This is a genomic window from Herbaspirillum sp. ST 5-3 (assembly GCF_004804275.1).
Lineage (GTDB): Bacteria > Pseudomonadota > Gammaproteobacteria > Burkholderiales > Burkholderiaceae_D > Noviherbaspirillum.
Genome location: NZ_STGI01000009.1, coordinates 56,961 through 82,842, shown reverse-complemented (window position 1 = coordinate 82,842; position 25,882 = coordinate 56,961). Strand labels below are relative to the sequence as shown.

General features: G+C 59.3%; 25 protein-coding genes. 11 read left to right on the top strand and 14 right to left on the bottom strand.

What is annotated here, in order from left to right; all coding sequences use genetic code 11:
• Positions 1-86 precede the first annotated feature (86 nt).
• The 3 genes from E6W33_RS27095 to E6W33_RS17455 all read left to right on the top strand — a co-directional run bounded on the left by E6W33_RS27095 (position 87) and on the right by E6W33_RS17455 (position 1,711).
• A complete protein-coding gene (locus E6W33_RS27095) occupies positions 87-230 on the top strand; it encodes a hypothetical protein (RefSeq protein ID WP_168798678.1) in 144 nt (47 codons plus the stop codon).
• Positions 231-537: 307 nt separating this feature from the next.
• A complete protein-coding gene (locus E6W33_RS17460) occupies positions 538-1,113 on the top strand; it encodes a hypothetical protein (RefSeq protein ID WP_136418596.1) in 576 nt (191 codons plus the stop codon).
• A gap of 13 nt (positions 1,114-1,126) precedes the next feature.
• Positions 1,127-1,711: a hypothetical protein gene (locus tag E6W33_RS17455; protein WP_136418595.1), complete on the top strand. Its 585-nt coding sequence runs from the start codon at positions 1,127-1,129 to the stop codon at positions 1,709-1,711.
• A gap of 189 nt (positions 1,712-1,900) precedes the next feature.
• Here the strand turns inward: E6W33_RS17455 and E6W33_RS17450 are convergent, their stop codons facing one another.
• Entirely contained in the window at positions 1,901-2,314 is a 414-nt protein-coding gene (locus tag E6W33_RS17450) for a hypothetical protein (protein ID WP_136418594.1), read from the bottom strand.
• A gap of 449 nt (positions 2,315-2,763) precedes the next feature.
• The gene (locus tag E6W33_RS17445; protein WP_211097364.1) at positions 2,764-3,162 is read right to left on the bottom strand and encodes a cytochrome c family protein; all 399 of its coding nucleotides are present in this window, start codon (positions 3,160-3,162) and stop codon (positions 2,764-2,766) included.
• A gap of 456 nt (positions 3,163-3,618) precedes the next feature.
• On the opposite strand from E6W33_RS17445, the gene E6W33_RS17440 reads away from it, so the two are divergent.
• Both E6W33_RS17440 and E6W33_RS17435 read left to right on the top strand, forming a co-directional pair.
• Complete coding sequence (locus E6W33_RS17440) at positions 3,619-4,047, top strand: YciI family protein (protein ID WP_136418593.1); 429 nt, start codon at positions 3,619-3,621, stop codon at positions 4,045-4,047.
• Positions 4,048-4,110: 63 nt separating this feature from the next.
• Positions 4,111-4,527, top strand: a complete 417-nt coding sequence (locus tag E6W33_RS17435) for a VOC family protein (RefSeq protein WP_136418592.1) — start codon at positions 4,111-4,113, stop codon at positions 4,525-4,527.
• A 182-nt stretch (positions 4,528-4,709) separates the two neighbouring features.
• Here the strand turns inward: E6W33_RS17435 and E6W33_RS17430 are convergent, their stop codons facing one another.
• The 4 genes from E6W33_RS17430 to E6W33_RS17415 all read right to left on the bottom strand — a co-directional run bounded on the left by E6W33_RS17430 (position 4,710) and on the right by E6W33_RS17415 (position 8,916).
• On the bottom strand, positions 4,710-5,477 hold the full coding sequence (locus E6W33_RS17430) for a DUF4435 domain-containing protein (protein WP_136418591.1): 768 nt from the start codon (positions 5,475-5,477) through the stop codon (positions 4,710-4,712).
• Entirely contained in the window at positions 5,478-6,602 is a 1,125-nt protein-coding gene (locus E6W33_RS17425) for an ATP-binding protein (RefSeq protein ID WP_136418590.1), read from the bottom strand.
• A gap of 73 nt (positions 6,603-6,675) precedes the next feature.
• The gene (locus tag E6W33_RS17420; RefSeq protein ID WP_136418589.1) at positions 6,676-8,427 is read right to left on the bottom strand and encodes a glutamine--tRNA ligase/YqeY domain fusion protein; all 1,752 of its coding nucleotides are present in this window, start codon (positions 8,425-8,427) and stop codon (positions 6,676-6,678) included.
• Between the two features lie 102 nt (positions 8,428-8,529).
• Positions 8,530-8,916, bottom strand: coding sequence for a helix-turn-helix domain-containing protein (locus E6W33_RS17415; RefSeq protein ID WP_136418588.1), 387 nt, complete (start codon positions 8,914-8,916; stop codon positions 8,530-8,532).
• A gap of 84 nt (positions 8,917-9,000) precedes the next feature.
• On the opposite strand from E6W33_RS17415, the gene E6W33_RS17410 reads away from it, so the two are divergent.
• The 3 genes from E6W33_RS17410 (at position 9,001) to E6W33_RS17400 (ending at position 11,496) form a co-directional block, all read left to right on the top strand.
• Positions 9,001-9,423: a PaaI family thioesterase gene (locus tag E6W33_RS17410; RefSeq protein WP_136418587.1), complete on the top strand. Its 423-nt coding sequence runs from the start codon at positions 9,001-9,003 to the stop codon at positions 9,421-9,423.
• A gap of 114 nt (positions 9,424-9,537) precedes the next feature.
• Positions 9,538-10,617: a DUF2157 domain-containing protein gene (locus E6W33_RS17405; RefSeq protein WP_136418586.1), complete on the top strand. Its 1,080-nt coding sequence runs from the start codon at positions 9,538-9,540 to the stop codon at positions 10,615-10,617.
• 459 nt (positions 10,618-11,076) lie between these two features.
• A complete protein-coding gene (locus tag E6W33_RS17400; protein ID WP_136418585.1) occupies positions 11,077-11,496 on the top strand; it encodes a hypothetical protein in 420 nt (139 codons plus the stop codon).
• A 14-nt stretch (positions 11,497-11,510) separates the two neighbouring features.
• Here E6W33_RS17400 and E6W33_RS27875 read toward each other — a convergent pair whose 3' ends face one another.
• The 6 genes from E6W33_RS27875 to ggt form a co-directional block, all read right to left on the bottom strand.
• A complete protein-coding gene (locus E6W33_RS27875) occupies positions 11,511-13,577 on the bottom strand; it encodes a methyl-accepting chemotaxis protein (protein WP_282183704.1) in 2,067 nt (688 codons plus the stop codon).
• 200 nt (positions 13,578-13,777) lie between these two features.
• Positions 13,778-14,569: a LytTR family DNA-binding domain-containing protein gene (locus tag E6W33_RS17390; RefSeq protein ID WP_136418584.1), complete on the bottom strand. Its 792-nt coding sequence runs from the start codon at positions 14,567-14,569 to the stop codon at positions 13,778-13,780.
• Entirely contained in the window at positions 14,566-15,642 is a 1,077-nt protein-coding gene (locus E6W33_RS17385) for a histidine kinase (protein ID WP_136418583.1), read from the bottom strand. The genes E6W33_RS17390 and E6W33_RS17385 overlap by 4 nt, the downstream gene beginning before the upstream one ends.
• 5 nt (positions 15,643-15,647) lie before the next feature.
• On the bottom strand, positions 15,648-15,917 hold the full coding sequence (locus E6W33_RS17380; RefSeq protein WP_168798677.1) for a 2TM domain-containing protein: 270 nt from the start codon (positions 15,915-15,917) through the stop codon (positions 15,648-15,650).
• A gap of 24 nt (positions 15,918-15,941) precedes the next feature.
• A complete protein-coding gene (locus tag E6W33_RS17375; protein WP_136418581.1) occupies positions 15,942-16,322 on the bottom strand; it encodes a DUF2306 domain-containing protein in 381 nt (126 codons plus the stop codon).
• Positions 16,323-16,447: 125 nt separating this feature from the next.
• Complete coding sequence (gene ggt, locus E6W33_RS17370; protein ID WP_136418580.1) at positions 16,448-18,046, bottom strand: gamma-glutamyltransferase; 1,599 nt, start codon at positions 18,044-18,046, stop codon at positions 16,448-16,450.
• A gap of 245 nt (positions 18,047-18,291) precedes the next feature.
• Between ggt and E6W33_RS17365 the strand changes: the two genes are divergently transcribed.
• Both E6W33_RS17365 and E6W33_RS17360 read left to right on the top strand, forming a co-directional pair.
• Entirely contained in the window at positions 18,292-19,728 is a 1,437-nt protein-coding gene (locus tag E6W33_RS17365) for a TldD/PmbA family protein (protein ID WP_136418579.1), read from the top strand.
• Positions 19,725-21,050 carry a metallopeptidase TldD-related protein gene (locus E6W33_RS17360; protein WP_247869681.1) on the top strand — a complete coding sequence of 442 codons (1,326 nt, stop codon included), beginning with the start codon at positions 19,725-19,727 and terminating at the stop codon, positions 21,048-21,050. Before E6W33_RS17365 ends, E6W33_RS17360 begins: the two co-directional genes overlap by 4 nt.
• A gap of 54 nt (positions 21,051-21,104) precedes the next feature.
• On the opposite strand, the gene E6W33_RS17355 is transcribed toward E6W33_RS17360, so the two are convergent.
• Positions 21,105-22,343: a CaiB/BaiF CoA-transferase family protein gene (locus E6W33_RS17355; RefSeq protein ID WP_136418578.1), complete on the bottom strand. Its 1,239-nt coding sequence runs from the start codon at positions 22,341-22,343 to the stop codon at positions 21,105-21,107.
• Positions 22,325-24,928 carry an EAL domain-containing protein gene (locus E6W33_RS17350; RefSeq protein ID WP_168798676.1) on the bottom strand — a complete coding sequence of 868 codons (2,604 nt, stop codon included), beginning with the start codon at positions 24,926-24,928 and terminating at the stop codon, positions 22,325-22,327. The genes E6W33_RS17355 and E6W33_RS17350 overlap by 19 nt, the downstream gene beginning before the upstream one ends.
• 120 nt (positions 24,929-25,048) lie before the next feature.
• On the opposite strand from E6W33_RS17350, the gene ugpQ reads away from it, so the two are divergent.
• Positions 25,049-25,819 (top strand): glycerophosphodiester phosphodiesterase, encoded by a 771-nt coding sequence (gene ugpQ / locus E6W33_RS17345; RefSeq protein ID WP_136418576.1) that lies wholly within the window; start codon positions 25,049-25,051, stop codon positions 25,817-25,819.
• Positions 25,820-25,882 lie beyond the last annotated feature (63 nt).

Sequence of the window (25,882 nt, the reverse complement as noted above, 5' to 3'; positions counted from 1 at the left end):
ACGAACAAGAGTGGGGATATCGACAATCAACGACTGGTTTAGCGCGGTTCGGCCAGGCGATATTTCCGCAATTTCAGAGCGGGATCTTGATCGGCACTGGTCTATTGGTGTTCGGCGTGTTTGAAGGGCAGCCGGTGTTCTGGGTGCTTGGGCTGATTCTGCTCGGCGTATCGGCATTCCGGCTTGACAGGATCTCTCGCGTGCAGCCGCAAGATGACAAGGAAACGTGAAAAGGAAAACCGGGGTCACGCCGCTTGTCGCATGGATGGGCGGCGACAAGGGAGGCCCAGATGGGAGCAGGTCTTGCAGGCCAGCGGATGTGTGATTGCAAGACCTGACCCCGTTCACGTACTAATATCACTGTGCCGATTCCCATGATCATGGGAGCCGCCTCTTTCCAGACGAAGGTATGATCTGGCGCGATGGCAACATCGACGGCCGTTCCTTGAGCGGCGTTTCCAACATCCTTCATCTGTGGAGAAGACCGTGTCCTTGAATTCAAATTCCCGATCCCGTTTCTGTTTCCTTCAGCGCCTCATGTCCGCATGTGTCGTGGCCGGCGCGGTCTTGCTGTCCGGATGCGCGAGCGTGTACGTCGACACGGCGACCAAGGCCGTTCCCCTTTCGGAGATGAAGAAGGTCGCGCAGCCCAAGCCAGTGCGGCTGGTGTTCGAATTCCAGAGCAAGGGTGCGCCGAATGCGCGCGCCACGGATTTCCTGAAGGAGACCGTAGCCGAACAGGTTAAGACGAGCGGCATGTTCTCCGCGATCGATTCGACCTCGCCCGACGACGCCATCCTTAACGTCACGCTCAATAACGTCCCGCTGACCGAAGATGCGGCTTCCAAGGGCTTCGTGACCGGCTTGACCTTCGGCCTGGCCGGCAGCGCGGTCACGGACGGCTACATCTGCACCGTCTCTTACCTCGCTCCCGGCAAGACTCAGCCCGTGACCAAAACGGCCCGCCATGCCATCCATACGGTCCTGGGCAACGCCAATGCGCCTGTGAACGCAGTGAAGTCAGAAAACCTCGAAGTGGCCGTGCGCACGATGACGAAGGATGTGCTGAGCAACGCGCTGCGCGACCTGTCGCACGATGCGGCGTTCAACTGAGGCGGGGTGTGACATGACACAGGTTTTCCGGCTTGTCCTCGCCGCGGCCGTCTGGACTGTAGCGGCGCAGCTTACCGGCTGCGCGCAGATGACGATGGGCCCGCCCAAGCCGACCATCGAGAACACGGTCAAGCTGCGGGGCAAGGAGCTGGCGCCGGCCGCCGTCGGCACCTTCGCTGCCGACCCGTCCAGGCCCGACATCGACAAGGGCCACAGCATCCGCGGCAACGGTCTCGGCTCACCGAGCAATGGCTCGTTCGCGCACTACCTAGGCGACACCCTGAAGGTAGAGCTCCAGTCGGCAGGCCTGTATGACCCGGACGCGAAGACGGTGATCTCGGGAACGCTGACGCAAAGCGACGTGGACGCTTCCATTGGCGCAGGCAAGGCTTCGCTCGCCGCGCGCATTGTCGTCTCGCGCGCCGGCACCGTGAAGTACGACCGCGAAGTGAGCGTCAGTTCTGCGTGGGACTCGCCCTTCGTCGGCGTCGTGGCCATCCCGCAGGCAGCGGGGCAATACGAGGGGCTTTACCGCAAGCTCGCCGGCGAGTTGTTTGACGACGCGTCCTTCCAGAAGGCGCTGGCAAAGGACCGGTAGATCGAGGTCTAGATGGGGCCACGAGGTCTAGATGGGGTCAGGTCTTGCAAGTCAGCGGATGTGTGATTGCAAGACCTGACCCCATTCCTCCACTGTTTCGTTAGCACGCACCGGTCCAGAGAGCGTCGGTCGTGTGAAAGCATCACGAGGTGCGAGGGGAAATGGTGCGTGGGACGCACCCTACGCTTGCTATTTTGAATTGTTTTGGCACACGAACTTTCGTGCCTTCCAAAGGGCAATGACGACGTTCATCTGATTGTTGTGCCTTTTATGGTCACCCTTTAGGACGCGTTGCCATAATTCATCTGGCTTATCCGCAAGAGCAGGATTAGCCTGTAGCAGGCGCAAGGCGTCTACGGCATAGCGCTTATTATCTACGGAAGTCGTGTACTTACCTGGCAGGATGCCGTCAATATGCCCGGCTTCCGCGAGCCCAAGAAATGCTGACTTTGGGCAGCCCTTCACTTGGTTCGCAAGACTGTCGGGGAAAATGCTGAGCGCAGCTGATCGCCACGCATCGGCCGGGGCAACTCCTCTCGATGCTAAATCGGCAGCCCTCAGTGCGGTTATCCCGAATTTCGTTTGCGGATAGGCGGTGTCCATCGATGTTCTCCTTTTTCTTGGCAATGGAGACGAGGCTATCAGAATGCACTACCTACCAATTTGAGTAGGATCCATAGGTGTCGCTGGTCGTCACATTGACGTTCGCCCTTCGGTAATTCGGTATCGGTAGGGGGGGAAGGGGCATCCCCGTCGACATATTGGGGCCAGGCTTGCAATCGTGCGTGTTGGATTGCAAGACCTGACTGGAGCAAGCTCTGCGCTTCGCGAAACTATTTTTGGTTGATGAGACTTAAACATCATTCTGCAAAAACTGTTTTGCTCTATGCATGGCGCTGCCTTACGTAATCGAGTCTGACCCCATATATAGGTAATTCGGCATTGACAGAATGGCAGGGTGCGCTACGCGCACCGGTCCGGAGAAAAATCAGTTGCGCAAAGTATTACGGCGGTGGAGGGGAGAATGATGCGCGAAGCGCACCCTACGCTTGCTATCGTTTTTTCTCGGAAACCGCTTTCAGGTAAGCGATGAGATCGGCGCGCTCCCGTGCATCCTTGATTCCCTGAAAAGCCATGCTGGTTCCGGGAATGAATCCTCGTGGATTGCTGAGCCACTTATCGAGGCTGCTCTCGTTCCATACGACGTCCGCGCCTTTCAGCGCCTCGGAGTAGCGGGGGAAGCCTTCAGCCGTTCCGGCTTTGCGGCTCCACAAATTGGCCAAGCTTGGCCCCGTCGAGTGCTCACCGAGATTGACGGAATGGCAGGCCATACACGGTCGGAAGTCCCGTGCACCACGCTCAGCATCTCCTGCAGCAACGGCTGTATCGGTGAGAAGTGCGAACAATACGGCTGCCATCTTAAAAGTGAAGGCGGTAGATGAATGGCCCATGACGACTCCTGACTTGTTATACGGGCTTCACCAGCGCGACCCCGATCCGGGGACTCCACAGCTCTGGATTTTTGATGAAAAGGGTCGATTTCATGTGCAATTTTTCCTACCAAGGCGGATTGTGTGAATGCGCATTGTGTTGCGCCCGAGGAGGCTATTGCACGGAGTGGGCCAGCCGGCCTGATTGGTTCAGGAAGACTGATAAGCCATTGAAAAAACGAGGGTATTTGAAGACGGCTGCCAGTTGATCAACGCACTTGGAAGCGAATTGCCGCAGCTTCTGTTTGGTATGAGCCAACACATTGCATAGGATGCGTCGCCAGGACCGAACAGATGAAGTGGGGCGCCTCAAAAAATTTTGCTCAGAATGTCGATTTCATCGCATGTCATTCGTCGTACTGTCAGGAGCGTGGAAAACCGCGCTTCCCGTCAACTCAATCAACAGGAGCGATAGAAATGCGAGTCATGATTCTGATCAAAGCCGACAAGAAATCCGAAGCCGGCGTGATGCCGGATGAAAAGCTGCTGGCCGAAATGGGCAAATTCAACGAAGAGCTGGTGAAGGCCGGGATCATGCTGGCAGGCGAGGGGCTGCACCCCAGTTCCAAGGGCAAGCGCGTCCGTTTCTCCGGCGACAAGCGCAGCGTGATCGACGGCCCCTTTGCCGAAACGAAGGAACTGATCGCCGGTTTCTGGCTGTGGCAGGTGAAATCGATGGAAGAGGCGGTCGAATGGGTCAGGCGCTGCCCCAATCCGATGATAGGCGGAGAGGCCGAAATCGAGATCCGCCCGGTGTTCGAGGCAGAAGATTTCGGCGCCGAATTTACGCCCGAACTCAGGGCGCAGGAAGAGCGCCTGCGCGCGCAAATCGCAACGCGCCAGTAGCCTGGGCGAGTGCGCGACAAGCCAGAACCCCAAAATCAACGATACCCCCACAAGGAGAACATCATGCAAGTCCAACCCTATCTGTTCTTTGACGGACGCTGCGAAGAAGCCCTCGAGTTTTACCGCAAGGCGCTCGGCGCCGAAGTCACGATGCTCATGCGTTTCAAGGACAACCCTGAACCGCAACCGGAGAGCACCTGCGGGCCGCAGGCCTCGTCGGAAAAGGTGATGCACGCGAGCTTTAATATCGGCGAAACGACGCTCATGGCATCCGACGGCTATTGCACGGGAAAACCAGTCTTCCAGGGATTTTCGCTGTCGCTGTCGGCGACCGATCCGGCGCACGCCGAGCGCCTGTTCGCGGCGCTGGCCGACGGCGGTAAGGTACAGATGCCGTTGACCAAAACCTTCTATTCACCGTGCTTCGGCATGGTCGCCGACCGTTTCGGCGTGGGCTGGATGATCATCGTCGAGCAATGAAAATTTGAGGTTCAGAATCGACTTAAATTTTTATCGAGTCTGACCCCATATATACGTTGAAGGAGTTTGTGCGCCGAGCGCACCCTACTTGCTATTCAGAAGGGGAAATTGTGCGCGGAGCGGACCCTACGCTTGCTTGCTGAGACTTTTTGACCTGTTCACCATTATCTACGTTGAAATTGTCAGGTTATCGGGGGGGCCTCGCATCCAAAAAATTGAGCGACGGACATGTATAGTTTTTGCAAAAGGGGGCCAGGTGCCGCAGAATGAACTTCTAGAAGCGCTTCGTGATGAACACGTGGCCTTCTTCTTTTGTAAGAAATTTGTCTCCCTAGTACTGCAAATAGCGATTTACCACGTACCAATTTCGCGTAGTCTTGCATGAGTGTGGTAACCAATTCCTCGGGGTACATCTCCCCTAGCTCCAATTGCGTGCGCACCGCGTACTGCTCTACATCGTCAAGAATAATTCCAGGATACAAATCGATGGATGAAGGTTGACCTGAAAGCAAGCGGCTAAGCGACAATGCATACCATCGAATGAACTGAGCAATTTCGTTGCGAAATTTCTCTTCTTCTTCCTTTGTGAGCAGTTTTTCTAACGAACCATCCCGATATATGTCGTTTTCAATGGAGTACCCATCGGTAATAAACATACACTCAGAAATGAACGAAGCGGGGACTCCGGTGTGCAACCACGTATCGCGATCCGCAATGAATGCAATCTTTTTATGGCTTTTGAAATCCCCGATTCTCTGGAATATTTTCAGAACGTTTTCTCTCCCGCCAACAGACATTACGGAAAGTTCAATGTCTGAGAAAACATCTTCCATTCTTCGGTAGACAATTACGTCGTCGCTTCCTTCGATTATGAGTGTTGGTAGTGAGCTGTGAACTAGTGTCGCAATGATCTCATCAATTGTCATTTCTACTTTAGAGCCTTGCTTCATCTATTCCTCCGTGTCTCCACGGTCGGAGTCGAGGCTCACTTCTTTGTCAGGATACTTGCTGTAGATGAAGGGGGAGTGCGTTGCTATGATGAATTGATTTGAAGACTGTTGCTTTTGAAGTATGGGGAACAACTGGCGTTGCCAATCAACGTGCAAGCTCAGCTCAGGCTCATCGATAAATATGACGCTGTTCTTGTAGAACGCGTTATAGCATATGAAGCTTAGCATTTGCTTCTCGCCGGCTGATAGGGCGTCAGAATTTACGGCATTCGCTGCGTCGCCAAAGCTGAGTCTGTTTCCGATTTTAATTCCGGTATGTTTAAAAAGGCGCTCAACCAGCTCCCGCACTGCTTCAATTGGTTGCATTATTCGCTCGCGCTCTCCCTCCATGCTTTCTATTCGATCGCGAATGTTGTCAAGCACGTTGTGGGCCGAGTCGATTTTGTCTGCATCTTCGCCGCTTCGTTTGTATTCTTTGATAGTCTGAATAATCGACTGAGAGGTATTTTGTTGGAGTGCGTTGTAAATCTCAGAAAGGTCGGAATGTTGGCGAAGAAGAAGTGTGACAATATCTACCGTCGAGATTGACGAGACAAAGACGTGTGGCTCGTTCGTCAATCTTCTGGAAAGTACAAGTAAGGCCTCTTCTACGTCGCTCTTTGCTCGTACGGCTCTTGCCAATGCATTTCCTGACCTTTGGCTGTCAAGGGAGAACCCGCCTTCGATTCTTCGAAATGTAGGAAAAAAAACCGAAGAGCCATTTTCGATAAGTAGCGGGTTTGCCTGATCTTCAGCATTGATCATTGAATCGTCGCCTTGGTCGTACTCGTCTTCGAAGAGATACGCCTGACCACTTGCGAGAGACAATTCAATCTTGCAAGTTGACGGCCCAGTGCGATGTATGATGCAAAGATATCTATCTGTGGTTAAGGCCGCTTTTTTGAAGGGGACTTCACGAAGTGCGAGGATGATGTTCCCGCTTACGATGTACCAGAGGAGCTTGAGTACACTCGTTTTGCCTGCACCATTTCTTCCAGTTAGGATATTTAAATCGTCGGAAAGGCTAACACTAATATTATTGTCTCGATTTAGGAGCCCCGTTACCTCAAATTTCAAGATTCGCATGGTAAGTCTTTCTGACTATGAAGCCGATCTACTGACAAAGTGATGTGGTGACCTGTATAGCTGCCGTCATTTATTACTTCCCCCAACTATCCTTCAACGTAACCACCCGATTAAACACTGGCCTCCCCGCCGAGTGCTCCACCCGATCCGCCACAAAATACCCATGCCGCTCAAACTGGAACTTCTCATCCGGCAGCGCATGCCGCATGCCCTGTTCCAGGTAAGCGGTAATCACTTCCTTCGCATTCGGATTCAAGGCTAGTTTGAAATCCTTGCCGCCCGCGTCCGGCTGCGGGTCGCTGAACAGGCGGTCGTACAAACGCACTTCCGCTTCCAGTGCATGCTGCACGCTGACCCAGGGGATGGTGCCCTTGACCTTGTAGTTGGCGCTGCCTTCGGTGCCGCTCTTGGAGTCGGCGAAGTAGTTGCAGTGCACGGCGATGACCTTGCCGTTGGCGTCCTTGTCGCAGCCGGTGCATTCGACCACGTAGCCGTACTTCAGGCGCACCTTGTTGCCGGGGAAGAAGCGGAAGTAGCCCTTGGTCGGCACTTCCATGAAGTCTTCTTCCTCGATCCACACTTCCTTGGTGAGCGGGAAAGTGCGGTGACCACGTTCCGGGTGATGCGGGTGGATCGGGGCCTTGCATTCGTCGACCAGGCTGTCCGGGAAGTTGTCGATGATGAGCTTGAGCGGCTTCAGGACTGCTACGGCGCGCGGGGCCTTGGCGTCGAGGTCGTCGCGCAGTGCGCCTTCGAGCGTGCTCATGTCGATCCAGCTGTCGGACTTGGCGACGCCGATGCGTTCGGCGAAGAGCTGGATGGATTCGGGCGTGTAGCCGCGGCGGCGGATGCCGACGATGGTGGGCATGCGCGGGTCGTCCCAGCCGTCGACGATTTTTTCCTCGACCAGTTGCAGGAGTTTTCTTTTGCTGGTGATGGCGTAGGTGAGGTTGAGGCGCGCGAATTCGGTTTGCTCGGGCAGCGGTTTCTTGAAGAAGCCGCCTTCGGCGAGGCGCTCCAGCACCCAGTCGTAGAACGGGCGGTGGTCCTGGAATTCGAGCGTGCAGAAGGAGTGCGTGACGTATTCGATGGCGTCTTCGATCGGGTGCGCGTAGTCGTACATCGGGTAGATGCACCACTTGTCGCCGGTGCGGTGATGATGCGCATGGCGGATGCGGTAGATCGCGGGGTCGCGCATGTTCATGTTGGGCGAGGCCATGTCGATCTTGGCGCGCAGGATGTGTTCGCCATCCTTGAATTCGCCGAGTTTCATGCGGCGGAACAGGTCGAGCGATTCGGCGGCGGGGCGGTCGCGGAAGGGCGAGTTCTTGCCGGGTTCGCCGAAGTTGCCGCGGTTCTTCGCCATGTCTTCGGCGCTCTGGCTGTCGACGTAGGCGTGGCCGGCGCTGATCAGGTATTCGGCCATCATGTACATCTGGTCGAAGTAGTCGCTGGCGAAGTAGAGGTGTTCGCCGCTGGCGTCCTTCCAGTCGAAGCCCAGCCATTTGACCGCGTCGAGGATGGTGTCGACGTATTCCTGCTCTTCCTTGGTCGGGTTGGTGTCGTCGAAGCGCATGGTGCAGCGCCCGCCGTAGTCGCGCGCGAGGCCGAAGTTGAGGCAGATCGACTTGGCGTGGCCGATGTGCAGGTAGCCGTTGGGCTCGGGCGGGAAGCGGGTCACGACCGTGGGCAGCAGATTGCCGTTGGGGTCGGTGCGGTTGGCGTGCTTGCCCGAGGCAAGGTCGGCTTCGATCAGGGCGCGCAGGAAATTGGAGGACGGCGCGTTGTTGTCGCTGGCAGCAGTGTTCTTGGAATTGGTGCTCATGGGGAATTCTGGAAAGGCTGTCTCGTTGAATGGCTTAACAGGACATTTTACCGTAGCGGGGCGGCGGCGCGGCGTTTGGCCGGCTTGATCCGGGGCATTGCTTCAGGCGCTTCTGTCCTTTGCACGGGTATAGCAGGCGAGGTCCTCGCGGCCGACGGTGCGCGCCCAGTCGTCCGCCCAGGCCGCCAGTGGACCGACGGCGGTCAGCAGGGAACGGCCGGATTCGGTCAGGCCGTAGCCGCCTTCACCCTCGAGATCGACGATGCCGGCGTGACGCAATTCCTTCAGCCGCGTGTTGAGCGCGTTGGGGGAGGAGATCTGGCAGCTTTCCTGCAGGGCGCGGAAAGAGAGGCGCTCACCGCTGCGCAGTTCCCACAGGATACGCAACGCCCAGCGCCGCCCAAGCAGATCGAGCAGCGCCATGATGGCTTGCCCCGATTTGGAATTGCGGACGGGTTTTCCCGGTTCAATGATTTTTTTCGTCGCCATGCCTTGCTTGACCTTTACCGTCTTTGTCGCTATCGTTTTGATAGCGCGCTATCTTTTTAATAGCATACACTCTCGGAGGATCTTGTGGACGAACTTTTGCAGCATGCGAAGCATTCCCTGAATTCCCAGCCGTTCTCCAAGCTGCTCGGCGCGGACATCGAGCACATCGACGGAACCAATGTGTCGATCGGCCTGCCGCTGCGCGACGATTTGAAGCAGCAGCATGGTTTTGCTCATGGCGGCGTGCTGAGCTATCTGGCCGACAATGCGCTGACCTTTGCCGGCGGCATGGCGCTCGGGCCGGCGGTGCTGACGGCGGAGTTCAAGATCAATTATGTGCGGCCTGCGGTCGGCGCTTCGCTGGTGGCGCGGGCCGGCGTGATCTACGCGGGCAAGAGCCAGGCGGTGTGCCGCTGCGACATCTTTGCACGCGATGCGGAATCCGAGAAACTGGTTGCCACTGCGCAGGGCACGATCAGCAAGGTGGAAAGCCTCAAGCGTAACTGATCGCCTGCGTATCGTTCGGCAAAGCTTCAGCTCATACTTCCGGAGGACTTGCGTTGCGTCACCGCATCGCATGAAATGGCGCTACATTAGCGAAACAACAAGCGCTGGAGAACCATGATGCTGAAACGCGAAGACCTGCAAGCCGCGGCGGACGCAGGCGTGCTCGATCCCAGGGAGATCGATGGCCTGCTGGCCTTTCTGTTGCAACGTCACCAGCAGGCGCAGAGCACCACGCCGCACTTCTCCGGATCGCATGTGCTTTACTACCTCGGTGGCATGCTGGCGATCAGCGCCGTTACCCTGTTCACCACGCTCGCGGTGGAAGCGCTTGGCATGGGTGCGCTGCTGGTGCTGTCGGTGCTGTACGCGCTTGTGGCGGTCGGTGCTGCGGTCGTGCTGGAAAAGCGCGGCCACGGCATTCCGGCGGGTATCTTCGCGACGCTGACGATTGCGCTCGTGCCGCTGGCCGTCTTTGCCTTGCAGCATGTGCTGGGCTTCTGGGCCGACGGGCCGACTGCGGAACATTATCGCGACTATCACACCTACATCGACTGGCGCTGGATATTGATGGAGCTTTCCACGCTGGCTGTCGGCGTCGTGCTGCTATGGCGCTTCCGCTATCCCTTCCTGACCATGCCGATCGCCGTGACCCTGTGGTACATGGGGATGGACATCGTGCCGGCCTTGTTGCTGCAGGGAGGCGGCGGCAGTGTCGAACTATTCGGCGGCCCGGCGTGGCAGTTGCGCAAGGTGATCTCGCTGGTGTACGGGCTGGTGATGCTGCTGATCGCCTTCTTTGTCGACCTGCGCTCGCGGCACGACAAGGATTACGCGTTCTGGCTTTACCTGTTCGGCCTGCTGACGTTCTGGGGCGCGCTGTCAATGATGGGTTCGGGGCGTCTGGCGGACAAGCTGGTGTACCTGGCCGTGAATTTCGGATTGGTGTTCGTCGGCGCGGTGCTCGGGCGGCGTGTGTTCGCGGAGTTCGGCGCTCTCGGCATTATCATCGTGCTGGGCGACTTGTCGCGGAACCTGTTCAAGGACAGCTTTGCATTCGTGGTCGTGCTGACGCTGCTGGGCTTTGCATTGATCGCAGCGGGCGTGTGGTGGAGCAAGCGCGAGGCGGCGATTTCCCAGCGCCTGCGTACTTTGCTGCCGGCGCAGTTGCGCGAGCTGCTGGAGGCACGTTCCTGAGAAAATGCCGCGAGGAACTTGTTCCCTGATTCAATTGATCGAATCCCTCTATTTGACATCGCATAAAGCTTGTGAAATTCGGTCGATAGCGCTTGATGTATATCTACGTGGCGCCATGCGAAAGCCTATTAAATAGGCAGCGTAGAAGATTTGGCAATACGCATGAGGGGCATCCCGAAAACATCGTTATTCCCGGCTTCGCCAATGCACACTCGGCACCACTCGGCGCACTCCGCGCTTTCCGGCTGAGGCGCGCATCGGCGAGCGATTCAATCCACCAATGCAAGCGTCATCACCATTGCATGCCGAGGGAACGGCAGTCCGGCGTTTTTTGGATAGTCCAGGCGGTTCGGCTCGCTAGCAACCTGTCGGCAAGACACCTGCAGGTGATCGACGCACTACGTCGCGCACGGCCCGCCGCTACATCGATCTGTAAGAACAATAATTGAGGAGCGATGCATGACGATTAGACGCGACGACCTGGTGGCTGCTGCCTCCGTGGGTCTTTTGCAGTACCGGCAGATTGATCCGCTGCTGGTATTTCTCCTGCAACGCGATGTGCGCCTGAAGCGCCAGGCGCTCATCGCGCAGGCGCAGGCAAAGCAGCGCAACGGATTTTATGTTTTCCTGTCGAACGTGGCGGCGCTGCTGGCGGTGATTACCGCGTCCCTGTTCGGTGTGTTGTTCACCACGCGATCCCTGCATTCGATGGGCTTTGGTGCATTGGCATTGTTTACGCTGCTGTATGGATTCGGCGCGCTGGCGCTCATATTCTGGTTCAAGCAGCGCGGCTACTGCGCGCGCTTCCGTGTACTGTCGGCACTCATTATGACCTCGGTGCCGCTGGCCGTGTTTGCGCTACAGCAGGTTGCCAACTGATTCCAAGAACCTGTTCAGGCTGCGATGCGCTTCACCGGTGCGGTATGTCCGATGCGACGATTGCCGGCCTGACTCGTTACGCGCTGCGTCGCAGGCGCATTCCCTTCCGCATGCGAAGGCAGGTCCGTGACATTGTGGACAACGTCGAACCGCGACTCGCTCAGGCGGAACATGCCAACCACCTGCGCCAGGCTGTGCGCCTGATCCCGTAACGCGTCCGCAGCCGCGGCGGCTTCTTCCACCAGTGCGGCATTCTGCTGCGTGGTCTGGTCCATTTGCACGATAGCTTCGTTAACGTGTTCAATGCCGGTGCTTTGCTCGTTGCTGGCGGCGGTGATTTCCGCAATGATGTCAGAAACATGCTTGATGCTGGTGACGATGTCATTCATCGTGTCGCCGGCCTGATTGACCAGGCGGGTGCCGATGCCGACCTGATCGACCGAGTCGTTGATCAGCACCTTGATTTCCTTCGCGGCGCTGGCGGAGCGTTGCGCGAGATTGCGGACTTCGGTGGCGACGACCGCGAAGCCGCGTCCCTGTTCACCGGCGCGCGCTGCCTCGACTGCGGCATTCAATGCGAGGATGTTGGTCTGGAAGGCGATGCTGTCGATGACGCCGATGATGTCGACGATCTTCTTTGAGGACGCGTTGATCGAGCCCATGGTCGCGACCACATCCGCCACCATGACGCCGCCCTTGCCGGCGATGTCCGAAGCGGACTGCGCCAGCTGGTTGGCCTGGCGCGCATTGTCGGCGTTCTGCTTGACGGTGCTGGTGAGCTCTTCCATCGACGACGCGGTTTCTTCCAGCGAGCTGGCCTGCTGCTCGGTGCGCGAGGACAGGTCGAGGTTGCCGGCGGCGATCTGGGATGACGCGGTGGCGATGGTGTCGGTGCCCGAACGTACCCGGGTGACGATGTTCGCCAGGCCGACGTTCATTTCCTTCAATGCCTGCAGCAGTTGTCCTGTTTCATTCCGCGACTTGACCTCGATGCGCGTGCTCAGGTCGCCCGATGCTACCCGCTTTGCGACGGCAACCGCTTCGCGTATCGGCAGGCTGATGGAGCGGATGATCAGGTAGCCGACGACGCCCGCCAGCAGGGCAATCGCGAGAATGGTACCGATCAGGGCGTAGGTCGTGAACGTGAGCCTTGACGCGCGGTGGTGCAGGATGTCGTCGAGCGCGGCGATCGCAACATCATAAAACTGCACTTGCTCATCGATGGCCGCGGTCATCTTCGTGTAGTAGTCCGAACCGGCGTAGGCAAACGCTTCCGGCTTCACGACCTGTTCGCTGGTCAGCTGCAATACCTCGCTGCCTTTGCTCGCGGCGCCTTGCAATGCCGTGGCCAGTTTTTCCTGAATCGAGCGGTTCGACGCGATCGATTTTTCCAGCGAACTCTTGATGCCATCCAAACGCTCATTGGCCTTGTCGATGAGCGCCGCCATTGCCGCGCGTTCCTCCAGTGTCGATGCCTTCGCGGTGAGCACAGCGGAGCCGCGGGCGCGCATGCGGCCCAGGGTTTCCATCAGTGCCGGCGACTGGACGAGCGCCACGTCGACCAGGTAGTGGCTGTCGGCATCCGCATCGAGGCTGAGCCCGAAGTGATCGACGATGCGTTCGTTGATCTTCAAGAGTTGGGCAATCAGGGCGGTGTGTTCGGCAAAACTGTCGCTGCCGCTGAGGCTGCGCTTGGCAACCTTTCCCGACAGTGTCGTCCAGCGCTCCCTGGCCTCATTCCACGCAGAGAGGACCGTGCTGTCGCCAAGCCTGCTCGCCGCCGCATCCATTTCCGCGAAGGCCTTGTCGGCTTCTTCCTGCTTCGCGCTGCGTTGCGCCTGCGCGCTGTCGTTGCCGTTCAATACCATCGCGGAAAGACCGCGGTGCTGCTGGACCAGCCGGACCACGCTCAGCATGCTGCGCACCGGACGGATACCGCGCGCTTCGGTCGATGCGACTGTCACGGCCTTGTTCGATTCATGGATGTATAGCGCGAGCGGCACGGATACCAGGATCACGCCAAACAGGGAAAGCAGCGCAAATTTCTGCCAGAGGAAAAGTCGGTTCAGGAGCGCGGTCATGCAATCATCTTTCTGTGGTCAAGTTGATTGCCCGACACGCTTTCTGCGACCGAGGGGAGGTTCTGTCTGGCTGCACGACAGGCTTGATCTGTCGAGGGAGTGAGACGAGGTTTCGATACCGCGAGCAATCGTTATGAAGCAAAAATTGCTTCATGGCAATATTAACGATAAAAACGTCGGCAATCCTTGATGCAAAGCAATTACATCTGCTTGAACAGGTGCGCGAAAACCCTGCTTACAGTGAGGCTTTCACTGCGTCCGCGCAGCTTGACTGACAGCTTGCCGCTGTCATCGCGAATCGCCGCCTGGATGTGATTGGCATTGACGATGGTGCCGCGATGGATTTGCCAGAACTGGTTGCCGTCGAGCTGCGGCAGCAATTCCTTCAGGCTGGTGCGGATCAGGGATTCGCTGTCGGCCGTCACGACATTCACGTATTTGTCGGTGGCCTCGAAATACACCACGTCGGCCACCGGAATCATGCGGATCTGGTTGCCGATCGCGGCGCGGATGATGCTCAGGCGTTCGGACTCGACCGGTGCGGAGGGCACCAGCGCGCGCAGCTGGCCGACGATGCGCTCCAGTTCGTGACTGCGCTCCTGGTGCTGCGCCAGCCGCGCTTTCAGACGTTCGACAGTCTTTTCCATGCGGGCATCGCTGATCGGTTTCAGCACATAGTCGGCCGCGGCCTGCTCGAATGCCTGCAAGGCATATTCATCGTAGGCGGTGACGAACACCACGAGCGGGAAGGGCCGGTCGTCGGGCCAGTCCTCGGCCAGTTCCTGCGCGGCTTCCAGGCCGGTCTTGCCGGGCATCTTGATGTCGAGGAAGAGCACATCGGGGCGCTGGGCCAGCGCTTCCTGCACCGCGGCGGCACCGTTTTCCACGACGCTGCCGATCTGCAGTTCCGGCCAGAGCCGTTGCAGCGTTTGCACAAGCGTGTAGGCAAGAATGGGTTCGTCTTCTGCGACGATGGCGCGGAGTGTCGTCATAGTGGAAGTGTGATGTTCGCAATGACGCCGGACGGCGTGTTGGGAGTCAATGAGAAAGCCGCCTGCTCGCCGTACAGCACTTGCAGGCGTTCGCGGATGTTGGCCACGCCCACGCGTGTGCCGGATGAATGGGCAGCGGCTTTAAGGCCCAGGCCGGTGTCGGCGACGGTCAGCGTCAGCCGTTCGCCATCCCGCACCGCTTTCACGTCGATATGGCCGCCATCCACTTTGGGTTCGAGTCCATGCTTGATCGCGTTTTCGACCAGCGGTTGCAGCAGCATCGGCGGCACCATCGTGTCGCGCAGATCCTCCGACAGATGGAGCGCATACGACAGCCGCGAACCCATGCGCACCTTCATCAGTCCGAGGTAGGCGTCCAGCAGGGAAAACTCCTGCGCCAGCGTGGTCTTTTCGGAACGCGATGCCGACAGCGTGGCGCGCAGATACTGAATCAGCTGGTCGAGCATGTGCTGCGCGCGCTGCGCATCGACCGCGATCAGTCCCTGCAGGTTGGCCAGCGTATTGAACAGCATGTGCGGTTCGATCTGCGCCTGCAGCATTTGCAGTTGCGCCTGCATCGCCTGTTTTTCGATAGCGGCGGCGCGCGCTTTTTCCGCTTCGCTTGCCGCCGTCAGGTAGGCGATGCGCTCGCGGCTCCAGAAAAACCAAATGATGAACATGAACGTTGCGCCGCCGCCGATCATCATCCCTGTGCCATGACGCATCCGTGCCGCTTCAAAGGCCGCCATCGGGATATCCAGCAGGAGCGACGCCATCCTGTAGCCCAGATACTGGGCTGCAAGATAGGACAGGATAATCAATACGATGAAGGGCAGTTTCGGCGGCCGGCCCTCGCTCCACAGGGCCAGGCGTACGCTGTCAATGAAGGTGACGGTCAATGTTCCAATGCATATCGACACCACCAGGTTGACGAAAAAGGAATCGCCGGCCTGCACGACATAGGTGATCAATACCGCGATCATGACATTGAATACCTGCGTGATCGCGAGGTCGGCCGCAAAGCGGCGCAAGCGCGGGTAGGGATGGCGGAGGGGCGGATTGGCCTGAAGCATATTTTCTATCGCGCGTGCTTTTTCAGTTCGTTTTCAATCATGCGTTGTTTCCAGCCGGCGTGCGATCCTTTGAGCAGGACCGCGCAAGCATGGAATAGTAACCCGATTCCCCAGCCGAACAGCGGCCAGACCACCCACAACCTGCCCGGCAGAAAGAACAGGTTCAGCAGGAACAGACCGGTATTGACGGCGACGAACACGGCGGCATGGATGGTCAAGCCGATCTTGCGTTCAACGGAGCGCTTGGCGTCTCGATAGGCGTTGGAATTTTGCACGATGATCTCCTCGAAAAATCTGTTTCAGGTCAGGCCAACGGCTTGCCAGAGCAGATGCCCGAGCCGGCGTTGCGGCAGAAAGGTGAATGCGCCCGCAACCAGCAGCGCGATGTAGGCATGCGTCATGCCGCGCCGATGCACATCGATGCGTCCCTTCACTGCGGCATAGACGGCTGCGCTGACCGACACCAGCGTAAATATGGAAAGCAGGTGGATCCAGGAAAAGTGCCCGCTGTTCTGGATGCCGAAGGACACCAGCGCCGCACTCAGCATCAGGCCCACCCACAGCCGGCCGAACAGGCGATGCAGGGGCGTGCCCTTTTTCAGCGTGAAGGTGAGGCCGCCGATCGCGATGGCGCCGGTGGCGGTCAGCACGTGGATGAGGATGACAGGCGTAAATTCCATGATGCACTCCTGAGAAATCGAACTGTTGGAGGCATTATGGGAAAGCGCCGGCGCAAACGATAGCGCGCTGCGACGAGGCGCCGCCTTGAAGGAGTGAAGCTCGGAATTTCAGGAGTAAACGGTGTTCAGAAGCCGACCGCCTGCCCGTCCCGTCGCGGATCGCTGGCGGCAATATAGCCATTTGCGGTTTTCCACACGAACTGGCCGGCGCCGAAATCCATATAACTGTCGGCAACGCTTTCGACGCGATGCCCGCGTGCCGCCAGCTCATTGATGACGTCGGCCGGCATCGTGTGCTCGATGTCAACCGACATACTGTTGGTCACCCGCCAGCGCGGGGCATCGCAGGCCGCCTGCGGCTGCTGGCCATACGCCAGCATGCGCACCAGGGTCTGCAGATGGCCTTGCGGCTGCATGTTGCCACCCATGACGCCGAAGCTCATTTGCGGCTCGCCGTCCCTGGTGACGAAACCGGGGATGATGGTATGGAAGGGGCGCTTGCCCGGCGCGACGCAGTTCGGATGCTTCGGGTCAAGACTGAAGCCATAGCCGCGGTTCTGCAGGCTGATGCCGGTTTCCGGAACCACCACGCCGGAGCCGAAACCCATGTAGTTGGACTGGATGAAACTCACCATCATGCCTTGCTCATCCGCCACGCTGAGGTAGACCGTGCCGCCCTTGGGCGGCGTGCCATGCTTGAAATCGGTCGCATGGCGCATGTCGATCATCTTCGCGCGTTCCCCGAGGTAGGCATCGTTCAGCATGTCTTCGGCGCTGACCTTGGTCATCGCGTGGCTGTCGGCCACCCAGCGGTAGGTGTCGGCGAAGGCCAGCTTCATCGCCTCGATCATCAGATGATGGCTGTCGGCGGAATCGACCGGATAACGCTTGATATCGAGCTTGTCGACGATGCCGAGCGCGATCAGTGCGGCGATCCCCTGGCCGTTGGGCGGGATTTCGTGCAAGGTGTAACCGGCAAAATCCTTCTGGATCGGCGTCACCCATTCCGGCCGGAAGCCGTCGAGATCGTCGAGCGTCATGGCGCCGCCATGCAGATGCGCGTGCTGTACCATGGCTTCGGCCAGTTCGCCGCGATAAAAGGCTTCGCCATGCGTCTCGCCGATGCGGGTAAGCGTGTGGGCGGCGTCCGCAAACACGAATTGTTCGCCGACTTTCGGCGCCCGCCGGTGCGGCATGAAGGCGCGCGCGAATCCGGGTTGGTCCTTCAGGAGCGGTATCGCCGCGGCCCATTTATGCTGGACAATGGGCGAGACCATGAAACCGCGCTCGGCCAGGTCGACGGCCGGTTCGAACAGGTCGAGGAAGGGCAGTTTGCCGAAGCGCTCCGACATCTCCACCCAGGCCGCCACCATGCCCGGCACAGTGACCGCATCCCAGCCGCGCTGCGGAATTTTGCCGCTGTGTTTTCTTGCAAAATAGGCGGGCGTCCACGCGGCGGGGGCCGGGCCGGAAGAATTCAAGCCGTGGAGCTGGCTGCCGTCCCACAGGATGGCGAAGGCATCGCCACCGAGTCCGCAGGAAACCGGCTCGACCACGGTGAGCGCGGCGGCGGCGGCGATGGCGGCGTCGACGGCATTGCCGCCTCGCAGCAGCATGCGCAATCCGGCCTGCGCCGCGAGCGGTTGGGAAGTTGCCACGACATTACGGGCAAACAAGGGAACACGCACGCTAGGATAGGGGTTGGTCCACTTGAATGTCGTCATGGCGTTTGGCTTTCATTGGAATTTGACCGGTGACGCAATGCAGCCGAGCCATTTTACGTGGCAATCCGGCCGCTGGTATTGATTTCTTTAATGAAAACGTCATCCCGTAAAGATGCCATTGATTGAATAACCGACAATGCTTTTGCTGCCTGCACGATAAAAAAATGCCGTCCGACAATGAACGATCTGCCGGAAATTCAGTCCTCATACTGTTCTTGATTGTCCCTGTTTTGAAGAGGTGAACCTTGCCGGATTCGATCCGAACCCTGTTCCAGCAACTCGCGCCCGCGGTGGATTTCTGCTCGCTGCGCCTGGTGGAAGAGAGCAGCGAACAAATGACGGTGCGCCAGGATGTCCTGCAGCCGCTCAGCACACGTATCGACCGCGGCGCGATGGTGACCGTGGTGCACGGCGGCGGCTACGGCTATGCCGCCACCAGCGATCTGAGCGCCGCCGGCCTGAAGGATGCGCTGGACCGCGCGCGCCGCTGGGCTGACGCGAGTGCCGGCCGCTCCGTCGTCGATTACGCGAAAATCCTCATGCCGAATCCGCGCGGCAGCTACGCCGGCACGGTCGCGCACGCTGAATCCCTGTCGCGCCGCGAGCTGATCGACCTGCTCATGCAGGAATCGAACGCCTGCCGCATCGACGCGCGCGTCGTCGACTGGTATGCCTCCTTGTGGCGCGTGACGACCTCGCAGCTCTATCTGACGGCCGATGGTGCCGAAGCGTCGCAGCAGTTCCAGTACCTGATTCCCAACCTCGCCGTGACCGCCCACGATGGCAGCGACACGCAGACGCGTAGCCTCGGCGGACAGTACAACGGCTATTGCCGGCAAGGCGGGCTGGAAGTACTGGAGCATGCCGCATTTCAGGGCGCCGGGCAGCGCGTGGCCGAACAGGCGCTGGCACTGCTGGCCGCGCCGAACTGCCCGGAAGGCACGATGGATCTGCTGCTGATGCCGGAGCAGATGATGCTGCAGATCCACGAGTCGATCGGCCATCCGCTCGAACTTGATCGCATCCTCGGCGACGAGCGCAATTTCGCCGGTACCAGTTTCGTCACGCTCGACATGTTCGGCCATTACCGCTACGGCTCCGAACTGTTGAATGTGACCTACGATCCGGAGCGCCCGGAGCAATTCGCCAGCTATCTCTGGGACGACGAAGGCAGCCCCGCCGAGCGCGCTCATCTGATCCGCAACGGCATTCTCGAACGGCCGCTCGGCGGCGCCATCTCGCAGTCGCGCGCCGGCATCGAGGGCGTGGCCAATGCGCGCGCCTGCAACTGGAACCGTCCGCCGATCGACCGCATGGCCAATCTCAACATCGAGCCGGGCGACACCAGCCTGCAGAGCATGATCAAGTCGGTCGAGTACGGCGTGCTGATGGACACCAACGTCTCCTGGTCGATCGACGATTCGCGCAACAAGTTCCAGTTCGGCTGCGAATTCGGCCAACTGATCGAAGACGGTGAACTCAAGGGCATCGTGAAGAATCCGAATTACCGCGGCATCTCGGCCACCTTCTGGCGCTCGCTCAAGGCCGTCGGCGACGGCAGCACCTTCAACGTGATGGGAACGCCGTTCTGCGGCAAGGGCGAACCCTCGCAGGTGATTCGCGTCGGCCATGCATCGCCAGCCTGCCTGTTCGGCGACATCGACGTGTTCGGAGGCGAATGATGCGACAGTATTTCCACGACATCGCCGCCTTCCTCGATACCTGCATCCGAGGTGGCGAGCAATACAAATGCTGGTTCTCCGCCGAGGCTTCTGACTTCGTGCGCTTCAACCGCAGCGCGATACGCCAGCCCGGCCATGTGCGCCAGATCTACCTGTCGCTCAACCTGATCGACGGCCTGCGGCACGCCGAGGTCACGTTGTCATTGGCCGGCGATCTCGCTGCCGACCGCGCACAGCTCGCCGACGTGGTCGACAAGCTGCGCGATCAATTGCCGGACCTGCCGGAAGATCCGCATCTCCTGATTGCCACCGAGGTGCATTCGACCGAACACATCGTCGCATCGCAACTGCCCGACAGCGCCGAAATGGTGGACGAAGTGCTTACCGCCGCGCGCGGACACGATCTGGTCGGCATACTCGCGGCCGGGCCGGTCTATCGCGGATTCGCCAATGCATTCGGCCAGCGCAACTGGCATGAAACCGCCAGCTTCAATCTCGACTGGAGCCTGTACCAGAGCCGCGACAAGGCGGTGAAGACGACCTGCGCAGGCTTCGCATGGGAAAGCGCCGCCTTCGAAGCGAAGTTCCGCAACGCGCTCGAACAGCTCGATATCCTGCAGCGTGAGCCGGTCACCATTCTGCCCGGCGAGTACCGCGCCTATCTCACGCCGACGGCGCTGAGCGAAATCATCGGCATGCTGAACTGGGGCGGCATCTCCGAGAAGGCGCTGCGTACGCGCCAAAGCCCCTTGCGCCGCATGCGCGATGAAGGTGTTGCGCTGAATGCCATGGTGAACCTGATGGAGGATACGGCGGGCGGCCTGGCCCCGGCGTTTCAGGGCGACGGCTTCATCAAGCCGGAGCAAGTGGCGCTGTTCGACCATGGCCGCCTGGCTGGCAGCCTGGTGTCTCCGCGCACTGCCAAGGAATACGGGATAGAGACCAATGGCGCGGATGGCAGCGAGTCCGCATCCTCGCTGCGGCTGGAGGGCGGCACATTGCCGGTGTCGCGCGTGCTCGATGAACTGAACACCGGCGTTTACATCAGCAATCTCTGGTATCTGAATTTTTCCGACCGCGCCAACTGCCGCCTGACCGGCATGACGCGCTTTGCGACCTTCTGGGTCGAAGGCGGGAAGATCAAGGCGCCGCTGAACGTCATGCGCTTTGACGACTCGCTGTTTCGCATCCTTGGCGACAAGCTGCTCGGCCTGACTTGCGAAACGGAATTGCTGATCGACAGCGATACCTACGGCCAGCGCAGCACGGGGAGTTCTGTGCTGCCGGGGGCATTGGTCAGGGACCTGAGCTTCGTTCTTTAGTCGGCGTCACCATTCCTCTCCCGCCTGCGGGAGAGGAAACCTGTCGCTCGTTGTTCAGATCACGCCCTTTTCCCGCAAGGCGGCGATCTGCTCCGTGCTCTGTCCGAGCATTTCACCCAATACTTCCTGTGTGTGCTGCCCCAGCATCGGCGGCGGCATGTCATAGCGCGGCGGCGTTTCCGACATCTTGATCGGGCTGCCGACCAGCATGACGTCGCCGCCGGTCGGATGCGGCAAATCGACGCGCATTGCGCGCGCCTGCACCTGCGGATTGTCGAACACTTCATCCAGATTGTTGATCGGTCCGCAGGGCACGCCGGCGGCTTCCAGTGCATCGATCCATTGCTGCTTGGTCCTGGTTTTCACCATCTCCGCCAGGATCGGCACCAGTGTGTCGCGGTGACGCACGCGCATCGGATTGGTGGCGAAGCGCTCGTCCACTGCCAGCTCGGGCCGTTCGCCGGCCTCGACAAAGCGGCGGTACTGGCCGTCGTTGCCGACCGCGACGATGATATGTCCGTCAGAGGTCGCGAAGGTCTGGTAGGGCACGATATTCGGATGCGCATTGCCCCAGCGTTTCGGCGGATTGCCGCTGGCCAGATAATTGGTGTTCATGTTGGCCAGCATCGCCACCTGCACATCGAGCAGCGCCATGTCGATGTACTGGCCTTCGCCGGTACGGTCGCGATGCGTCAGTGCGGCCATCACGCCGATCGTCGCATACATGCCCGTCATCAGGTCGGCAATCGCCACGCCGGCCTTCTGCGGACCGCCGCCGGGCAGGTCGTCGCGCTCGCCGGTAATCGACATGAAGCCGCCCATGCCCTGGATAATGAAGTCATAGCCGGCACGCTGCGCGTAAGGGCCGTTCTGGCCGAAACCGGTGATCGAGCAATAGATCAGGTCGGGCTTCTCGCGCTTCAGGGATTCGTAGTCGAGGCCGTACTTCTTCAATTGCCCGACCTTGTAGTTCTCCAGCACGACATCCGACTGGCGCGCCAGCTGGCGCACGATGTCCTGTCCTTCCGGACTGGCGATATCGAGCGTGATCGAGCGCTTGCCGCGGTTGGCCGCGAGATAGTAGGCGGCCTCGCTGGTGTCGTGGCCTTGCGCATCCTTCAGGTAGGGAGGACCCCAGTGGCGGGTATCGTCGCCGGCGCCCGGGCGTTCGACCTTGATCACGTCGGCGCCGAGGTCCGCCAGGTTTTGGGCGCACCACGGTCCCGCCAATACGCGGGTCAGGTCCAGTACGCGAATATGTCCAAGTGCTTTCTTCAGTGACGAACCAGCCATGTTTCGAATTGTTCTGCAGTTAAGGGTTGAGTATAGAAAAATCCCTGGGCGATGTCGCAGCCGTGCTCGCGCAGATACGCCAGCTGCTGCGGCGTCTCGACGCCCTCGGCCACCACGTCCAGCCCGAGCGGCTGCGCCATCGAAATGATGGCATCGGTAATGGCGCGTTCGTCCTCGTCGGCCGGCAGGCCCTGGACGAAGCTGCTATCGATTTTAACCTTATGCACCGGATAGCGTCGCAAGTACGCCATGTTCGAATATCCGGTACCGAAGTCGTCAATACTCAACCTGATCCGCAGATCGCTCATGCTATTCAACATCGATGCCGCCATCGTGTTGTGCTGCATGACGGTGCTTTCCTTGATTTCCCATTCCAGCCGATCGCTCGGCACCCCGGTTCGCTCGAGCGCGCTTTCCAGTTCGGACAGGAGCGCGCGGTCCATCAACTGGCTCGCGGAAAGATTGATCGCCAGGCTGAAGCCGTTCAGACCGTGCCGGCTCCATTCCTTCAGCTGATCGCAAGCGTCGTTCATCACCCATGCGCTGATCTGGTGGATCAAGCCGGCCTGCTCGGCCATCGGCAGGAAATGCGATGGCAGCAGGACGCCGTGCTGCGGATGCCGCCAGCGCAGCAAGGCTTCGACGCAACGCACCTCGCCGGTGCGCAAGTCGACCTGCGGGTGATAGTAATGCTGCAGCTCGCCTTCCTCGATCGCGCGCCGCAATTCGATCTCCAGCGTCGAACGGTTGACCAGCGCTTCGCCCAGACGCGGAGCGAACATCTGGTACTGGTCGCGCCCGGAAGATTTCGCGTGGTACATCGCGATGTCGGCTTTTTTCATCAGCGTTTCGATATCGGTGCCGTCGGAAGGGTAGAGCGCGATGCCGACGCTGGCCGAAATCTGCAGCTCGCGCCCTTGCAGGGAAAACGGGCTGCGCATGGTCTCGACGATCTGCATCGCGATGTCGTCGGCAATGCGCATGTCGTTCAGATTGCGCGCCAGCAGCATGAACTCGTCACCGCCCAGCCGCACTAGGATGTCATCCTTGCGTACCACGTTTTTCAAACGCATGGCGGCGGCCTTCAGTAGCTCGTCGCCCATGGCATGCCCAAGCGAATCGTTGATGTTCTTGAAGCCGTCGATGTCGATGAAGAACGCAGCCAGGGAATTCGCGTCGGCCGCGAGTTTCGGAAAGAAGTCCGCCGCCTGATCGAACAGGAAATGCCGGTTGGGCAAGCCGGTCAGGCTGTCGTGATGCGCGAGATGACGCAATTGCGCCTCCGCCTTGCCGCGTTCCACTTCATTGAAAATCAGCGTGATCAGGCCGGCGACGTTGTTGGCAAATTCGGCTTCATCCTTGCGCCACTGGCGTGGCTGCTCAAGCTGCGTGAATATCAACACGCCGCACACCGTGTCCCCGTGCCGCACCGGTGCCATCATCGTGGCCTTGATCGACACCGAATGAAAGTATTCGCAATGGATTGCCGCACGCGGATCCTGATCGACATCCGCGATCACCAACTGGCGCTCATTGCGCACCACACCCTGCAGCATGTCGTGAAAACTGTCGGCGAAACGCGCATCCGGCGCTTCATCGACCAGATTCTGCCGGATATCGTCATACGCCATCATGCAGCGCGTCGCAGCCGGATCGTCGCTGACTTCCCAATAGGCGCAGCGATGCGTGCCGAGTGCCTTGGCCGATGACTTCAGGATCACGTTCAATGCCGATGCCAGGTTGGCATGCGGCTGCTGGGCCATGCGGAACAGGCGATTCAGGTAATGCAACTGCCGCTTCTTGTCCGCCGCGATGCTGTCCTGTTGCTGCACCTCTTCCGTCACGTCGCGCGCATTGAGAAGCAGACCGGCGATTTCGGGGTGGGACAGCAGGCTGCGCGCATGCCCGGCGACGTGGCGCCATGATCCGTCGACATGCCTGATCCGGAATGCAAAGGGCGTCGACGTGTTTTCATCGGTGCCGGCCGCTTGTTCAAGTACCGCTTGCAGCTTCGGCGTATCGTCCGGATGCACCATGTCGCGCAGCAGCCTGGCGCGATCGCCGACGATTCTGTCGAACGCCGCATTGGCAAAGCTGAGCGTGCTGTCGCGATCGCAGACCAACACCAGGTCGGGCAGATGTTCGACGATGGCCTGCATATACCCGGCCGCGCTCACATCGGCTTCGTTTCTCGCCGGTTTGACCGGCTTCAATACCCAGATCGTGCAACGCGCATCCGTCAGGGTATCGATGCGGTTTTCGATCAGGTCAAAATCGATGGGTGCTCCGGCCTTGCTGTTGAGCTGGATGCGCGCGCTGCCGGCTGGAATGCGCCATTCCTCGCTGAGTCGGGATGCGTTCGTGCTCCTAGGGAAAAGCGCTTCAAGCGGTTGTCCGGCAAGCTCGCTTTCATCGAATCCGATCTGCTGCGCGAGCTGCGCATTCAGATGAAGAATGACGCCGTCGCGCAGAAACAGCAGCCCTGTATCGGCTCCGCCCAAGAGATCGGAAAGCGCATGCCATTCCTCGGGGAAAATGAAGGTCGCAGTGTCAAACGGGGCCGGATAGGAGCTGTCTGAGGACATGTGCGCGCATGGCGACGACTTCGGCCCGGAAGGCTCAGGCCAAACCCGTTTCGCCTTTGGATTAACGATTGGCATTAGACTACGTGTGGTTGAAGATCATTCCGAGATATAGATCAAGCCATGTGGTTTTTTCCGAAAATCATTGCGCATCGCGGCGGAGGAAAGCTCGCGCCCGAAAACACATTGGCAGCCATGCGCTGCGGACTTGCGCATGGTTTCCATGCCGTCGAGTTCGACGTGATGTTGTCGTCCGACAGCATTCCGGTCCTGATGCACGATCCGCAATTCGGCCGCACCGTGCCGGGCAAGGGCGCGGTCAATGAAGCGAGCGCCCGACAACTGGCGGCAATGGATGCCGGTTCCTGGTTCGGCCCGCAATTCGCCGGCGAGCCGGTGCCGAGCTTTGAGGACGTAGCGACTTTCTGCAAGTCAAATGGCATCTGGATGAATATTGAAATCAAGCCGGTTCCCGGTTTTGAGGTCGAGACCGGACGGCTTGTTGCGGAGTTGACCCGACGGCTGTTTGCCGAGGAGGTCGCTACCGGCATGTCCAAAGGCAACGCTGCTGCGCTGCCTCTTTTTTCATCCTTCTCGTTCGAGGCACTGGTAGCGGCAAAAACAGCCGCTCCCGAAATTCCGCGCGGCTATCTGGTTGATCGCATTCCAGCCGATTGGCGCGAAAAGCTGCGCGCACTGGATGCGATCGCGCTGCACACCAATCACAAGAATCTCACGCCCGGATATGCGCGCGCGATCAGGCAGGCAGGCTTTGGCTTGTTCTGTTATACGGTCAATACTCCGGAACGCGCGCGTGAAATATTCCAATGGGGCGTCGATGCGTTCTGCACCGACCGCATCGACCTGATCGGCGCGGACTTTGCGGTCGATTGATCCGCTTACCTCCCGTTACAAAGATTACAGTTGGCCTGTCGGCGAACCGTATGCGCCCGCCGT

Bases quoted from the DNA above. Each gene is read 5' to 3' on its own strand.
- E6W33_RS17460 (WP_136418596.1), top strand. From the start codon at position 538: ATGTCCGCATGTGTCGTGGCCGGCGCGGTCTTGCTGTCCGGATGCGCG.
- E6W33_RS17455 (WP_136418595.1), top strand. From the start codon at position 1,127: ATGACACAGGTTTTCCGGCTTGTCCTCGCCGCGGCCGTCTGGACTGTA.
- E6W33_RS17450 (WP_136418594.1), bottom strand. From the start codon at position 2,314: ATGGACACCGCCTATCCGCAAACGAAATTCGGGATAACCGCACTGAGG.
- E6W33_RS17445 (WP_211097364.1), bottom strand. From the start codon at position 3,162: ATGGGCCATTCATCTACCGCCTTCACTTTTAAGATGGCAGCCGTATTG.
- E6W33_RS17440 (WP_136418593.1), top strand. From the start codon at position 3,619: ATGCGAGTCATGATTCTGATCAAAGCCGACAAGAAATCCGAAGCCGGC.
- E6W33_RS17435 (WP_136418592.1), top strand. From the start codon at position 4,111: ATGCAAGTCCAACCCTATCTGTTCTTTGACGGACGCTGCGAAGAAGCC.
- E6W33_RS17430 (WP_136418591.1), bottom strand. From the start codon at position 5,477: ATGAAGCAAGGCTCTAAAGTAGAAATGACAATTGATGAGATCATTGCG.
- E6W33_RS17425 (WP_136418590.1), bottom strand. From the start codon at position 6,602: ATGCGAATCTTGAAATTTGAGGTAACGGGGCTCCTAAATCGAGACAAT.
- E6W33_RS17420 (WP_136418589.1), bottom strand. From the start codon at position 8,427: ATGAGCACCAATTCCAAGAACACTGCTGCCAGCGACAACAACGCGCCG.
- E6W33_RS17415 (WP_136418588.1), bottom strand. From the start codon at position 8,916: ATGGCGACGAAAAAAATCATTGAACCGGGAAAACCCGTCCGCAATTCC.
- E6W33_RS17405 (WP_136418586.1), top strand. From the start codon at position 9,538: ATGATGCTGAAACGCGAAGACCTGCAAGCCGCGGCGGACGCAGGCGTG.
- E6W33_RS17400 (WP_136418585.1), top strand. From the start codon at position 11,077: ATGACGATTAGACGCGACGACCTGGTGGCTGCTGCCTCCGTGGGTCTT.
- E6W33_RS27875 (WP_282183704.1), bottom strand. From the start codon at position 13,577: ATGACCGCGCTCCTGAACCGACTTTTCCTCTGGCAGAAATTTGCGCTG.
- E6W33_RS17390 (WP_136418584.1), bottom strand. From the start codon at position 14,569: ATGACGACACTCCGCGCCATCGTCGCAGAAGACGAACCCATTCTTGCC.
- E6W33_RS17385 (WP_136418583.1), bottom strand. From the start codon at position 15,642: ATGCTTCAGGCCAATCCGCCCCTCCGCCATCCCTACCCGCGCTTGCGC.
- E6W33_RS17375 (WP_136418581.1), bottom strand. From the start codon at position 16,322: ATGGAATTTACGCCTGTCATCCTCATCCACGTGCTGACCGCCACCGGC.
- ggt (WP_136418580.1), bottom strand. From the start codon at position 18,046: ATGACGACATTCAAGTGGACCAACCCCTATCCTAGCGTGCGTGTTCCC.
- E6W33_RS17360 (WP_247869681.1), top strand. From the start codon at position 19,725: ATGATGCGACAGTATTTCCACGACATCGCCGCCTTCCTCGATACCTGC.
- E6W33_RS17355 (WP_136418578.1), bottom strand. From the start codon at position 22,343: ATGGCTGGTTCGTCACTGAAGAAAGCACTTGGACATATTCGCGTACTG.
- E6W33_RS17350 (WP_168798676.1), bottom strand. From the start codon at position 24,928: ATGTCCTCAGACAGCTCCTATCCGGCCCCGTTTGACACTGCGACCTTC.
- ugpQ (WP_136418576.1), top strand. From the start codon at position 25,049: ATGTGGTTTTTTCCGAAAATCATTGCGCATCGCGGCGGAGGAAAGCTC.